Source organism: Streptomyces flavusporus, from assembly GCF_046267975.1.
Classification (GTDB): Bacteria; Actinomycetota; Actinomycetes; order Streptomycetales; family Streptomycetaceae; genus Streptomyces; species Streptomyces flavusporus.
The window spans coordinates 5,652,009-5,665,239 of the sequence record NZ_CP176503.1 but is presented as its reverse complement, the minus strand read 5'-3'; the positions used below and the strand labels follow the sequence as shown (position 1 = coordinate 5,665,239).

At 67.8% G+C, this 13,231-nt stretch carries 8 protein-coding genes and 3 pseudogenes; 2 read left to right on the top strand and 9 right to left on the bottom strand.

The window, feature by feature from the left end; translation table 11 throughout:
* Nucleotides 1-43: 43 nt before the first annotated feature.
* The 5 genes and pseudogenes from ACKTSN_RS26925 to ACKTSN_RS26905 form a co-directional block, all read right to left on the bottom strand.
* Nucleotides 44-466 (bottom strand): hypothetical protein, encoded by a 423-nt coding sequence (locus tag ACKTSN_RS26925; RefSeq protein WP_409471462.1) that lies wholly within the window; start codon nucleotides 464-466, stop codon nucleotides 44-46.
* A 296-nt stretch (nucleotides 467-762) separates the two neighbouring features.
* The gene (gene lepB / locus ACKTSN_RS26920; RefSeq protein ID WP_409471461.1) at nucleotides 763-1,530 is read right to left on the bottom strand and encodes a signal peptidase I; all 768 of its coding nucleotides are present in this window, start codon (nucleotides 1,528-1,530) and stop codon (nucleotides 763-765) included.
* 455 nt (nucleotides 1,531-1,985) lie between these two features.
* On the bottom strand, nucleotides 1,986-2,411 hold the full coding sequence (locus ACKTSN_RS26915) for a transposase (RefSeq protein WP_409471460.1): 426 nt from the start codon (nucleotides 2,409-2,411) through the stop codon (nucleotides 1,986-1,988).
* 95 nt (nucleotides 2,412-2,506) lie between these two features.
* A pseudogene (locus tag ACKTSN_RS26910) lies at nucleotides 2,507-3,292 on the bottom strand (transposase); the annotation flags it as partial.
* A gap of 88 nt (nucleotides 3,293-3,380) precedes the next feature.
* Entirely contained in the window at nucleotides 3,381-4,847 is a 1,467-nt protein-coding gene (locus tag ACKTSN_RS26905; RefSeq protein WP_409471459.1) for a non-reducing end alpha-L-arabinofuranosidase family hydrolase, read from the bottom strand.
* A gap of 1,716 nt (nucleotides 4,848-6,563) precedes the next feature.
* Between ACKTSN_RS26905 and ACKTSN_RS26900 the strand changes: the two genes are divergently transcribed.
* Together ACKTSN_RS26900 and ACKTSN_RS26895 are read left to right on the top strand one after the other, a co-directional pair.
* Complete coding sequence (locus ACKTSN_RS26900; RefSeq protein WP_409471458.1) at nucleotides 6,564-7,994, top strand: endo-1,4-beta-xylanase; 1,431 nt, start codon at nucleotides 6,564-6,566, stop codon at nucleotides 7,992-7,994.
* Between the two features lie 31 nt (nucleotides 7,995-8,025).
* Nucleotides 8,026-9,396, top strand: coding sequence for an RICIN domain-containing protein (locus tag ACKTSN_RS26895; RefSeq protein ID WP_409471457.1), 1,371 nt, complete (start codon nucleotides 8,026-8,028; stop codon nucleotides 9,394-9,396).
* 98 nt (nucleotides 9,397-9,494) lie between these two features.
* On the opposite strand, the pseudogene ACKTSN_RS26890 reads toward ACKTSN_RS26895, so the two are convergent.
* The 4 genes and pseudogenes from ACKTSN_RS26890 to ACKTSN_RS26875 form a co-directional block, all read right to left on the bottom strand.
* A pseudogene (locus tag ACKTSN_RS26890) lies at nucleotides 9,495-9,572 on the bottom strand (IS5/IS1182 family transposase); the annotation flags it as partial.
* A gap of 32 nt (nucleotides 9,573-9,604) precedes the next feature.
* A pseudogene (locus ACKTSN_RS26885) lies at nucleotides 9,605-9,895 on the bottom strand (integrase core domain-containing protein); the annotation flags it as partial.
* A 1,133-nt stretch (nucleotides 9,896-11,028) separates the two neighbouring features.
* Nucleotides 11,029-11,670, bottom strand: a complete 642-nt coding sequence (locus ACKTSN_RS26880; protein WP_409471456.1) for a hypothetical protein — start codon at nucleotides 11,668-11,670, stop codon at nucleotides 11,029-11,031.
* Complete coding sequence (locus tag ACKTSN_RS26875; protein ID WP_409471455.1) at nucleotides 11,667-13,157, bottom strand: hypothetical protein; 1,491 nt, start codon at nucleotides 13,155-13,157, stop codon at nucleotides 11,667-11,669. The genes ACKTSN_RS26880 and ACKTSN_RS26875 overlap by 4 nt, the downstream gene beginning before the upstream one ends.
* Nucleotides 13,158-13,231: the final 74 nt, after the last annotated feature.

Sequence of the window (13,231 nt, the reverse complement as noted above, 5' to 3'; positions counted from 1 at the left end):
AAAGACGGCGGCGGACCACCGAAGTGGTCCGCCGCCCAGGGGGTCAGCGAGTCATGTACTCACTGGTGCACTGGTCGGTGCCCCAGCTGTTGTAGCGGCAGGTCTGCACGCTGCCGGTGGTCACGTAGAGCGCCGCAGGGTCGTAGACGACCTTGTCGCCCCACACGCGGGTTCCGTTCCCGTTGGAGTTGGTCCACAGCGTGGTGTAGCTGTAGCCGGAGACCTTGCCCTGAACCTTGACGGAGTTGGAGTCCGGCTCGTCGTCGTACAGGTAGCCGGACACCTCCATGCCGCCGTGGTTGCTGCCGCTGGGCCACCAGTAGATGGAGCCGCTGATGTGCGCGTAGGTGTTGCCGACCCAGATGGAGCCGTTGCCGTCGCGCGCTATCGCGGCCGAAGCCCCCCCGACGACGACAGCGGCGGCCAGGGACGCGACAGCGATCCCCTTACGCATGTTGGTCTTCATTGGTTCCCCTCCACAAGAGAGAACCGTCCCCAGTTAGGGGACGGCACGCGCCACAGCACCGACTGAACTCGAACTGATGTTCAATCTCGCCGTGACGGCTCGTAACAGTAGGGGCGCAGAGGGTCCACAGGGGAGCACTCATGATCCAAATGTGATGCACGTCACAATGGTGCCGGGTCTTTGCGGTCCCACGTAGCCGCGTCAGGCCCAAGTCTCCGAATAAATACGGAAGATGAGACTCCGGCCGAGAATGCCGTGTGCGATCGCGAAGATCGTGTGCGCGAGCGGTCTGGCTTTCACGGCGTAGGAGTAAGACCCGGCTGTTCGAAGGTGCTCGGCACAGGGAGAGTCGCCCAGTGGCCGACCGGCCAGGCGATCACGACGGCGCGGCCCACCACGTCCGTCAGGGGCACCATTCCGCGGCGAGGGTCGCTCTGGTGGTAACGGGAGTCCTGCGAGCTCTGCCGGTGGTCGCCCATCACCCAGAGGTGGCCGCTGGGTACCGTGACCTTGAACTGGCCGTCCCCGTCAGTGCTGCAGGCGGTGTTTCCGGGAAAGACGTACGGCTCGGTGAGCGGCCTGCCGTTCACCTTCAGTGGTCCCGTGCCCGTACATTCGACCGTGTCTCCGGCGACGCCGATGACCCGCTTGATCAGGTGTTTCTCCCCGGCCGCCGGCATCAGCCCGATGAAGCTCAGGAACTTCTGTACCGTGTTGGGCTCCTCCATCGGATGCCCCACCAGCCAGTCGCCTGGATCGCGGAAGACCACGACCTCGCCCCGGGCGGGTTCTGAGCCGAACCGCGGAGTGAGCTTGTCGACCAGGACGCGATCGTCCTTCAGCAGGGTGTTCTGCATGGAGCCCGAGGGGATCAGAAACGCCTGGAGCAAGAACGTCTTGATCAGAAAGGCCAGTGCCAGCGCAATGCCGACGAGGATCGGAAGCTCCGTCCAGAAGGAGTGACGTCGCTTCGGACCGCGGCCGGGGGCAGGGGCGGCCTCGTCGGAAGGAACGTCCTCCGGGCCCTCCGCATCGGACCGCGCATCGATCACCAAGTCCCCCATGTCTACCCCCGCTTCGTCGAATCCTGCCGTATGAACGGACCCTATGTCCGATGATCCCCAGGCGGCGACTGCCGACCGCTCTGCACCACTTACGGATGACCTGATGGCCCCCGTCGCAGCCCCAGAGGGCGCTGCGAGACGCCTGGGCGGTACCGCCGCTGCGTGAGCGATGCGTGAGCGGACGGGCCGACAACAGTCGTCACGTCTTGGACCAGGCGGCGTGCCGCATGGTGCTGACCAGGCAGAACAGCACCACGCGGCAGAAACTGGAACCCCCCGGCAAGGATTCGATCCCACTCCTAAAGCGGGTGTCGCAGGTTCGAATCCTGCCGGGGGCACAACGCATTACGCTGCCGACCTGGGGGTTCCCCAGGGAGGTGCTCTGTTCGGCCTCGGGCTCCTCGTTCGGGTCCGTTTGGGTGAGCGGTGCACCCTCCGCCCCGGAGCCAGCTTCTTCAGCGCCTCTGTGTGTCAAGCGGCCTGGGCAAGGTGGTCCGTTGGTCGCGTTTCATGATCCTGTAGACCACGTTGGACAGTCGGCGTCTGAGGGCTCTGCGGGCCTCGGCGGGTGTCTTCCCTTCGGCGATCTTGCGCAGGTAGCAGTCCTGTCCGCGTCCGCTGTTGCGGATCCGGCAGACGGCGATGATGTGCAGCACGGAGGTCAGGGCGCGGTTGCCGCCGGCGTTGAGCCGGTGGCGGACGTTGTTGCCGCTGGAGGCGTCCGGAGGCGCGCTGCCGGTGCAGCCGGCGAAGCGGTGTTCGGTGGGGAAGCGGCCGGCGTCGCCGACGTGGCCCACGGGCTTGGCGGCCGGCACGGTGCCCAGGCCGGGCAGGCTCGCGTACGTGTCGGCCGTGATGGTGATCGAGGAGTGACCGAGCATCTCCTGGATGTCCTTCAGGTCGGCCCCGGCCGCATGGGCGAGGGTCGCGGCACCGTGGGTATGTCAATTTAACGGCTGGTCTTGGTTGTTGATGGTCAGTTGTTGCTCGGGGTCAGGCGGCCTTCGAAAGCGATCTGGAACGCGTTCAGCTGTGTTTTCCAGCGCATGGTTCACCTCTTGCGGCCCTTGCCCGTCGGATCCAAGCTCATCAGCGCCATGTAGATGCACTTGAGGGCGGCGGCCTCGTTGGAGAAATGTCCGCGGGCACGGACGGCCTTGCGGATGCGGGCGTTGACGCTCTCGATGGCGTTCGTGCTGCAAATGACCTTGCGTATCTCGATGTCGAAGGAGAGAAGGGCACGAACTCGGCCCAGGCGTCCGACCACAGCTTCACGATCGCCGGATGCTTCCCTCCCCAGGACTCCTGGAACTCCAGGAACCGTTCCGTCGCCGCGTCCTCGCTGGGTGCGGTGTAGACGGGCTTGAGTGCCTTGGCGACCTTGTCCCAGTCCTGGCGGGCCGCATACCGGAACGAATTCGGCAGCAGGAAGGAAGGCCCTCGAGCCCGTCGCAGACCAGCATCAGCACGTCGTCCAGGCCGCGGTTCTTCAGCTCGGTGAACACGTGCAGCCAGTACTTGGCTCCCTCGCCGCCGTCACCGGCCCAGATCCCGAGGATGTCGCGGGTGCCGTCCACGGTCACCGCCATCACGACGTAGACCGGCCGGTTCGCGACCTGCCCGTCCCTGATCTTGACGTTGATGGCGTCCACGAACAGGACCGCCCGCGGTCCAGCGGGCGGTTCTGCCATTCGGCCATGCCGTCCATGACCTTGTCGGTAATGGTGGAGATGGTCTGGTTGGACACCTCGGCGCCGACCACAGACTGACAGGGAGGGACCCGGCGGGCTCGGCCTTCCGCCGAGCCCGCCCCGCCGGCTCCATACCGGAGCCGGACTCGTGTCACGCCGTCAGCGCTGCAGTGTCAGCAGGCCCGGACGGTAGGGCAGGAGGCCGTAGTCGCCGCCGGAGTTGGGGCTGCGCCCCTGGTAGAGCAACTGCAGATTGCAGGGATCCACGGTCATGGTCTGATCGGCGCTGGTGCGGATCAGTTCGCCGTGGCTGATGTCGTTGGTCCAGGTGGCGCCGCTGTTGGCCTTGCCGGCGAAGGGATTGCTCTCGGTCGCGGCCTGGGGTGTCCATGAGCCGTTCAGACTGGTGGCTGTGAACGAGCGGAAGTAGCGGCCCTGCGAGCCGATCGCCTCGACGATCATGAGGTAGCGGTTCTGGCCCTGGAGCTTGTAGACCTGCGGGGCTTCGAACAGGTTGTTCGTCGTATCGCTCATGATCGTCGTGTACGACGAGCCGAAGCTGCCCGGGAAGTTCCCGATCGGCATGCTGGCCCGGTAGATCTTGCCGTTGTCACCGGCGAAGAACAGGTACATGTTCTGGTCGTCGGCGATGAGCGTCTGGTCGATGGGTCCGGTCCCGGAGCCGGAGATGCTTCCGGAGAAGAGCACCTGCTCGGATGACCAGCCATTCGGGTTGGTGGGGTCGCTCGACGTCCGGTAGGAGAAGGCGGTCCCACCCCACTGGTAGGCGAGCACCCAGATGTTCTTCGGCGCGAAGTAGAAGAGCGTGGGCGCGACGGTGGAAGCTGACATGGTGTTCTGGCTGGCCGAGGCCATCTCCGACCAGTTGGTGAACAGGCCGAAGTTCATCGAACCCCACCTCGTCCCCGTGTCGTGCGTCGTCGCATAGACGAGTTGCCTGCCGTTGTAGGGGGCGACGGTGAAGTCCTTGAGCGAGACCCACCCCGGCTTGGGCTGCGCCAGCGCGCCCGTTGATGTCCAGCGGTATGTCGACGGAAGATCGCACGGGCCGGGGTTGCCGCCGCCGACCTTGACGAGCTGCCACTGCTGGTTGGTGCCGCCCCAGTCGTCGTACTGGACGATGTTCGCGTTGTCGGCGGTGGAGGCACCTTGTACTTCGAGGGCCTTGTTGCTGTGGCGCGAGATGAACCTCACGTAGCCATCCGAGCTGTCGGCCAGCCGCCACTGCTGGTTGGTGCCATTCAGGTCGGCCCACTGGACGATCGAGCCGCCGTTCGCGGTGGACCAGTTGTGGACGTCCAGGACCTTGCCGGAGTGGCGGGACTTGATGCGGTAGTAGCCGTCTCCGGAGTCGACGAACTGCCACTGCTGCTGGTTCTGATCGTTCCTGGTCCACTGGGTGATGCGGGCGCCGTCGTTGGTCGCCAGGTTGTAGACGTCCAGGGCCTTGCCGCTGTTGCGGTTGACCAGCACATACCAGGCGTTGGGGTCGACGGTCGCCGCGCCGGCGGGCTGGGCACCGAGGAAGGTAGCCACGAGCAGCAAGGGCGCAAGGACGGCGAGTAGGCGTCTCAGGTGGGCCGGGGACGGACGGCGAAACCACATCAGAAGACCTCCTTGGGGGGCGGGGGTGAGGTGACCCCCGATGAACCGCGGAGCGGCCGCGCCGGGGGGCAGGGACGGGAGAGGTGCGAAGGCGCCGCATATGCCGAAGAGTTGGTGCTCTGGGCGCTCAAGCCGGAGCACTTCGCCGTGGACCGAGATGAGAGAGGTCTCCGGCCTTCAGCCGCCCCGGCTGACGGACGGTTGTGACGGCTGCCGGCAGGGGCCGTCACGCCAGCGGATCCACCAGGCGTCCGGGAGGTGCTGGCCATGGAGACCTCAGGGGTGGGAAGTGTCAGTTCAGTCTCGAAAACCTTACGGAAACTTCTCGGACTCTTTGACGCCACAAGCTAGGAATGTGGGGCTTCCCGGTCAAGGCCTGTCGCCGGTCTGTCCATAAACAGCCCCTCTCCTTTGGGCTTGACGAGCTGTCCTCCCGACCGGAAACCATCCGGAAGTTTGCGATACAGCTCGCCAGTCCAAGGCGTCCGCGCAGAGGAGAGGAGTTGAGCAAGCAGCGTCCGACCCTGGCCGGTACTCGGCCTCGCGCGGCGGCCGGAACACGGCCCCCGTCGCCTCGGGGCCGCGCGAGTTCGCCGACGTGCTGGTCGAGCCTTTCATCCGAGCCCTGCGCGAGGCGACCGCGTCGTCATGAGCACACTCGTCCGGGCCCCGGTCCTACGGCTCCGCCGACGGCGGCGCTGGGGGTCCGGCGGTTCCCCGTCCGACTCGCCGGGATTCCGGAAAGTTTCGGGCAAGGAACGGAAACTTCTTCTGCGGGGAGTATTGACGATCCACCGTCAATCCCTCAATCATCCCTGTCTGAGGCACCGGTTGTAATTCGAAATTTCGAACAACATTGGCCCTGAGCAATCTGTGCTGCACGACAGATCCGCGCACCACAGCACCCGCGCCACCCCGTTTCCGTTCCGGTGAGGTTCGCACCAGCGCATCCCGGCTCTTCGCGCAGTTGGAGAGGTACGCGACGCCGTGTGGCGGCCCCCCGGCTGAGCCTCGATGGAATACCCCCATGCCTCTGTCGAAACACCGCCGCCGCCCGCGTCCGGTACGCGCGGCCGTGGTCGTCCTCTACGGCCTGGCGCCGGCGTTGCCCGCCGTCCCCGCCGAGTCCGCTCTCCTCCGCACGTCCATGGCCGACCCCGCTGTTCCCCTTCGGGCCCGGGCTCAGCTGAACCAGCTTCACCTACCCGGAGTTCTCGGTGGATCCAGTCGCCGCGACGGACGGGGCCGTCGCCGTTTCGGTCACCGTCCGCAACGTCGGCGAGGTGGGCGGTACGGAGGTCGTCCAGCCGTACCTCTCGGATCCCGTGGCGTTCGTCGTCCGGCCGCAGCGGTGGCCGGCCGGGGTCGGCAGGGGCGAGCTGCAGCCGGGCGCGGCCGTCCGCCGGCCGGACCTCTTTCACCGGGCTCGACCTGCGGAGGAGGGTAGAACCCGGGGATATCGGCCGTGGCCGTCGGACGGTCCAGCGGCGACCTGCCGCTCCAGGGCTCCTTCACCCTGGAATGCCCCGTACTCACCCGGAGGCCGACCGGGTGCTGTCCGCGCCGGTCGAGATCGTCCCGGTTCCACGACCACGATGTCCAGTGATCCCGTAATGCCCGGATTCCGGCCCGCCTCGTCCGCCTGCCGAGTGGGAGCGGACGACGCATTCCGCTGCACTTCAGTCCTTCCGTGATTTCTACCCTGGAGGCACAGTCATGGGCTCGTATGCCATTCCCCCACCCGCCGTCCGCCGGAAGCTCCGCGGTCTGCTGATAGCGCTGGTCGTCGGCGTCCTCGGTGTGGTCGGTGCACTGGTCGCGCCGCCGAGAGCACACGCCGCCGAGAGCACGCTCGGCGCCGCGGCAGCGCAGAGCGGTCGTTACTTCGGCACCGCCATCGCCTCGGGCAGGCTGGGCGACTCGGCGTACACGGCGATCGCGGGCCGCGAGTTCAACTCGGTGACGGCCGAGAACGAGATGAAGATCGACGCCACCGAACCGCAGCGGGGCCAGTTCAACTTCACCGCCGGTGACCGCGTCTACAACTGGGCGGTGCAGAACGGCAAGCAGGTGCGCGGTCACACCCTGGCCTGGCACTCCCAGCAGCCCGGCTGGATGCAGAGCCTCAGCGGCGGCGCGCTGCGCCAGGCGATGATCGACCACATCAACGGCGTGATGTCCCACTACAAGGGCAAGATCGCCCAGTGGGACGTCGTGAACGAGGCCTTCGCCGACGGCAGTTCGGGAGCCCGGCGCGACTCCAACCTGCAGCGCACCGGCAACGACTGGATCGAGGTCGCCTTCCGCACCGCGCGCGCCGCCGACCCGGCCGCCAAGCTCTGCTACAACGACTACAACGTCGAGAACTGGACCTGGGCCAAAACCCAGGCCATGTACGCCATGGTCCGGGACTTCAAGCAGCGCGGCGTGCCGATCGACTGCGTCGGCTTCCAGTCGCACTTCAACAGCGGCAGCCCCTACAACAGCAACTTCCGCACCACCCTGCAGAACTTCGCCGCCCTCGGCGTCGACGTGGCCATCACCGAACTCGACATCCAGGGCGCCTCGGCCACGACCTACGCCAACGTGATCAACGACTGCCTGGCCGTCCCGCGCTGCCTCGGCATCACCGTCTGGGGTGTGCGCGACACCGACTCCTGGCGACCGGAGCACTCGCCGCTGCTGTTCAACGGCGACGGCAGCAAGAAGCCCGCCTACACCGCCGTCCTCAACGCACTCAACGCCGGCTCCTCTACGCCCCCTTCGGATTCCGGGCAGATCAAGGGCGTCGCTTCAGGCCGCTGCCTGGACGTGCCCGGCGCCGGCACCACCGACGGCACCCAGCTCCAGCTGTGGGACTGCCACAACGACACCAACCAGCAGTGGACCCACACCGCCGCCGGCGAGCTCAGGGTCTACGGCAACAAGTGCCTGGACGCCGCCGGCACCGGCAACGGCGCCAAAGTCCAGATCTACAGCTGCTGGGGTGGCGACAACCAGAAATGGCGCCTCACCTCCGACGGCTCCATCGTCGGCGTCCAGTCCGGCCTCTGCCTCGACGCCGCCGCAGGCGGCACCGCCAACGGCACCCTGATCCAGCTCTACTCCTGCTGGAACGGCAGCAACCAACGCTGGACCCACACCTGATAGGACCTGCCACAAACGAAAGGGTGGATCGATGAAGACCCATGGTGCGGCTTCCCCCGCCCCTCCACGAAGGCATCGCTGGTGGTCCCGGGTCGCCGCCGCGGTGGCGGCGACCCTCGCGATCGGCATGCTCGGCGCGGTGAATCCGGCGCCCGCCGAGGCGGCGACGGTGGACACCAATGCCTGGTATGTCCTGGTCAATCGCAACAGCGGCAAGGCGCTGGACGTCTATGACGTGTCCACGGCCGACGGCGCGCGGGTCAGCCAGTGGACGCGCAACGACGGAGCCAACCAGCAGTGGCAGTTCGTGGACTCCGGCGGCGGCTTCTACCGGCTCAAGGCCCGGCATTCGGGCAAGGTTCTCGACGTGGCCGGCGCCTCGACCGCCGACGGTGCCGCGATCCAGCAGTGGGCCGACCACAACGGGGCCAACCAGCAGTTCCGCCTGGCCGACTCCGATGCGGGCCACGTCCGGCTGATCAACCGCACCAGCGGCAAGGCGGTGGAGGTGCAGGGCGCCTCCACCGCCGACGGCGGCAACGTCGTCCAGTACACCGACTGGGGCGGCGCCAACCAGCAATGGCAGATGATCAAGCTGTCGTCCGGTGGCGGCGGCGCATGCGGCAGCACCCCGACCCTGGCGAGCGGTACGCATACGATTCAGAGCGGCGGTAAGAGCCGCAGCTTCATCCTCAGGGTTCCCGCCAACTACGACAACAGCCACCCCTACCGGCTGATCTTCGCGTTCCACTGGCGGGGCGGAACCGCCGGCGACGTCGCCTCGGGCGGCACGAGCGGGAACGCCTGGTCCTACTACGGCCAACAGGAGCAGTCGAACAACAGCGCGATCCTCGTCGCCCCCCAGGGCCTCGGCAACGGCTGGGCCAATGCGGGCGATGAGGACGTCACCTTCGTCGACGACATGATCCGGCGAATCGAGGGCGGCCTCTGCGTCAACCCGGCACAGCGCTTCGCCACGGGTTTCAGCTGGGGCGGCGGTATGAGCTACGCCCTCGCATGCGCCCGGGCGAACGCCTTCAGGGCCGTCGCGGTCATCTCCGGCGCTCAGATCAGCGGGTGCAGCGGCGGCACCCAACCCACCGCCTACTTCGGCATCCACGGCATCAGCGACAACGTCCTCAACATCACGCAAGGACGGTCCCTGCGCGACAGATTCGTCAGCAACAACGGCTGCACCCCCCAGAGCCCGCGCGAGCCCGCGCCGGGCAGCCGAACGCACATCACCACCACCTACTCGGGCTGCCGTGCCGGATACCCGGTCCAATGGGCCGCGTTCGACGGAGGCCACATACCCGGTCCGGTCGACGGCTCCCCCAACGAAAGCGGCGTCGCCACCTGGACCAAGGCAGAGATCTGGAGGTTCTTCGCACAGTTCCAGTGACACGCCCGCACCATGGAGTGGAGCCAGGATGATCCTGGCTCCACTCCGTCGACGTCTACCGCAAGTTGAAGGATGGAGCCGCCTTTCAGGAGAGCTCCCCGGGTGGTCGAACAACGCAGCTTGCGGAGGAGCCGCCAGGATTTGAGGGTGGCGACGGCTTGTTCGACGAGGGGCCTTGTCCCCGAGGGGTGGACACCTGTTTGTGTCGTTATGTGGCAAGTGTCAGGGCAGCCGACTGCTGTTCGTAGGCGATCGGTGTCTGCTGTCCGTTCGCCGAGTGCCTGCGGCGGGTGTTGTAGCGCGTGGTCCAGCAGAAGACCGCCAGGCGGCAGGCGTGGGCCCCGTCGAAGCGGCGGGCGCCACGGAGCGTCTCGCGTTTGAGGGCTGCGTTGAACGACTTGGCGAGTGCGTTGTCCGCGCTCGTGCCGACTGCGCCCATGGACTGCCGTACCCCCAACCCGGCGCAGACATCGGCAAATTCGCGGGAGGTGTACTTGGCCCTGATCCGCTCGGCGAGCGCCGCATCGGCCCGCTCGCGCGCGGCGCGGGCCGGCCGGCGGCCGCGGGTCGTAGCCCGGGCGCAGGACGGAAGCAGGCGCCGCCGCAGTGGCCGTTTCCCGCACGGAAGCAAGCGCACGTGGCGAGACGTCATCACCTGTATCCGGCACTGCCAGAGCCTCCTGGCCGGCCTGAACGCGCCCAGCGACGGACTCGGCCTCCTCCGCGAGCGCGCGCAGCACCTCGCCACAGGCGATGCTCGCGTGCTCGCGGCGCTGCCGGGCAGCGGCTCCGTCGGCTCTCGTCCGGAGTCCAGCTCGCCCGGCAGAGGCAGGCCGAACAACCGCATCGCATGGCCGAGTTGACGCTCGTTGGTGGCGACGAACTCGAAGAGATCCTGCGCCTGATACGCCTTCGACTGCCCCTCCAATTGCTTGACGAACACGTCGACCTGGTTCTGTCGCCGCCGGAACATGTCACCGACCTCGGTGGCCGCCTTGTCCGGCTGCTCGGCCAACAGCACCGCCCAGGGCGTCAGCCAGGCGAGCGCGTCATCGTTCTGCCGGACCCCGGCCAACCCGCCGGCGAGGAACGCCCGCCACTTCTCGGCGACCTCGCTCAGCAGCCGTACCTGGAGCGCGGACTTCGCGTACCGGTGCTCGATGTCCTGGAGTTCCAGGGCCGCCTTGCGCTGCTGTTCCAGTACCTCCGGCGCGGGCTGGAGATAGGCGACGGTACGACAGCTCACCAGCCCGTTCTCGAAGCATTCCCCCTCCCGCAGATGGTCGTTGACGGCGCGCTCGGCCTCCTCGGCACGGAACGGCTCGTAGCGGCGGGCGATGTCACGGACTCGCTCCGTGAGTCGTTGGGGCATGACCGCCTGATAGCCGTCGAGGGCACGGCCGAGCGTCTGGTCGTCGAGGCGCCCCTCGGCGCACCAGTCGCAGCGGATCTCGACCTGGAAGCCGAACCCGTCGCCCTTGGCGGGGGTTTCGAACCTGACGGTCGAGTTGCGATGCACCGACGCGATCTCCGGCACCTCGACCATCACGGCTTCGATGGGCGCCCTTTGCTCCGGCCGGCCGCCGAACAGACCTCGCAGCCAGGCGAACGGGCCACGACGCGATGTGCTGGTCACATCGACCACCTCTCCTCCAGAAGGGACTTGATATGTAGGGCCGTGTCGCCGTCGGGGAGTTGATGACCCCACAGCCGCAGGTGGAACAGCAGCCGCTCCCGCAGCCGGTCGCCCTCGACGTCCGGCTCGGGCAACTCGGCGAAGAACTCGGCCACCAGCTCGTCGAGGCCCGGTTCGTCCCCGGCCCGCTCCACCCACAGCCGCATGCAGTTCCAGCCGCACTGGCGGTGTGTACGGCTGCTGCTGAGCAGGGTCCGCCGACTCAGCAGCAGCAGGTGCTCACGGGGCCCCGGCTCCTTGAGGAAGGCGGTGACCGCTCGCTCGCCACGGAATCTGCTGAGCCCCTGGAGACACTTCGCCGCGTCGTCGCGCAGCCAGTGGCGTGACGAGGCCGACCACTGGGCCAGCCGCTCCAGCACCTGGGCTCGTGATCCGGCCGCGTAGATCTCCCGTACCGCGGCCCACACGCTCCTCGTCCCCGCCCCGGCGATCCGCTCCAGACTGCTCAGCGCCTCCGCGGGGAACTTCGCGCCGATCCGCGTGCCGTACGCGGCTTGGGCGCACGCCTGGAAGTCACGGCGCTGGGACCAGCGCGACAGCAGGCGCTGAACCCGGGGGGCGAGCAGCGGATCGGTCACCGCCCGTTCCAGCGCCCAGGCCGCCGCGAACCACCGCCGATCGGCGTGTTCCCCTCGTTCGGATGCCCAACGTACGAGCAGTTCCTCGTGTACGTAGGCCAGTCGAAGGTCGCCAGCAGGCCGACCGTCTGAGCGGCGGACACCCGGATGTCCTCCTCGCCCCGGACGACGAGGCTGTCCAGCCACTCCAGCAGGGGGCCGCGGGCCCCGCTGTGGTCATGCCACAGCACCTCCAGGACCGCCTCACCGAGACCGGGCTGGCTGACCCGCACCAGGCACTCCGGGTGCCGGGCCCCGACCGGTTGCCCGGTCCGGTCGGTGAACTCCACGTCGGAGTGGTCGAGCCAGTCCCGAACGCTCTCCTCGAACAGCGGCATCGCCGGGACCGAGGACGGTGAGCGCACCCCGTGCAGCAGCTCCGCGAGCCGGTGGGACTCCCGGCTGACTCGGCTCAGCGTCGTCCCGTCGAGCACCACACAGGCCAGCAGGAACGCGTGCGACCACAGGGACAGCTGCTGCCTGCCGGCCCCGTCGGCCGCATTCTTCTGCGGCGGTCCGAGGAGCCTCACCGCTTTGGCCCGCAGCTCGGCTCCCAGCCCCTGCACGATCTGGTCGACGTCGTCGCCGTCGCGCACCCGCCGCGCCAGTTGACCGGCCAGGCCGGCGACCTCGGCCATGGACCTGCGCCCGCGCAGGTCTTCCCGCAGGCCCTCGTGCTCCAACAGTTTGCGGCGGTCCAGCGGCCGGTCGGCGAGCAGCACCGTCAGATGCCGCTCCAGCACCTGAAACGGCATCCCGTCCGCCACCTCGTGCTCGACCACGTGCCCGGTCAGACCTCCGACCGGCACGTGGTCGTCGACGATGATCACCAGTGGGGAACGGCCGTACGCCGCTGCTCGCAGCCGTATGAGCAGCTGCGGGCGCAGTTCGTTCGCCCACTCCGTGCCGTCGCCCTCGATGACGTGGCCCCGGCTCGGCTGAAGGCCTCTTTCGTCCGTCACCAGCCGACGCACGCCCGCCTCTGAGTCCAGGACGACGACGCCGGTGTCCATCGCCTGCCGCACGGCGAGCAGTGCCGTGGTGTAACGCCCCGAGCCGGGGGCCCCACGCAGCACCGCGACCCCGTGTCTGGTCAGGTGCTCGACCAGAGCGGTGTGCGTGGCCGGTGCCACGTACAGCTCGCGCAGCCGGTCCAGGTCGTCCTCCGGGACCCGGCCGTCGACAGGGTCGACGGCCGGAGTGCCGTAGTAGTTCTTGTAGATCGTCCCGGCCGCGTCACCGCTGCCGAAGCCGACGGCTCTCGCCTTGACTCCCCCGTCGACGACGGTCTGCGCCAGGCCCCGTTCCCGCAACTGCCGGATGTAATCGACCTGTTCGTCGGTCGTCTCCGTGCCGGCGGGTGTGGACGCGGCCTCCTCCTCATCGGCGGACGGCTCAGCAGGAAGCGGGTCCATGAGTTCGCTCACGGGTTCGGTCTTGTCGTCCATGTCTCACGCACCATCACCCGTGGTACTTCTTGTGCATGGTCCTGGCCGCGTCGCCGCTGCCGAAGTGGAAGACG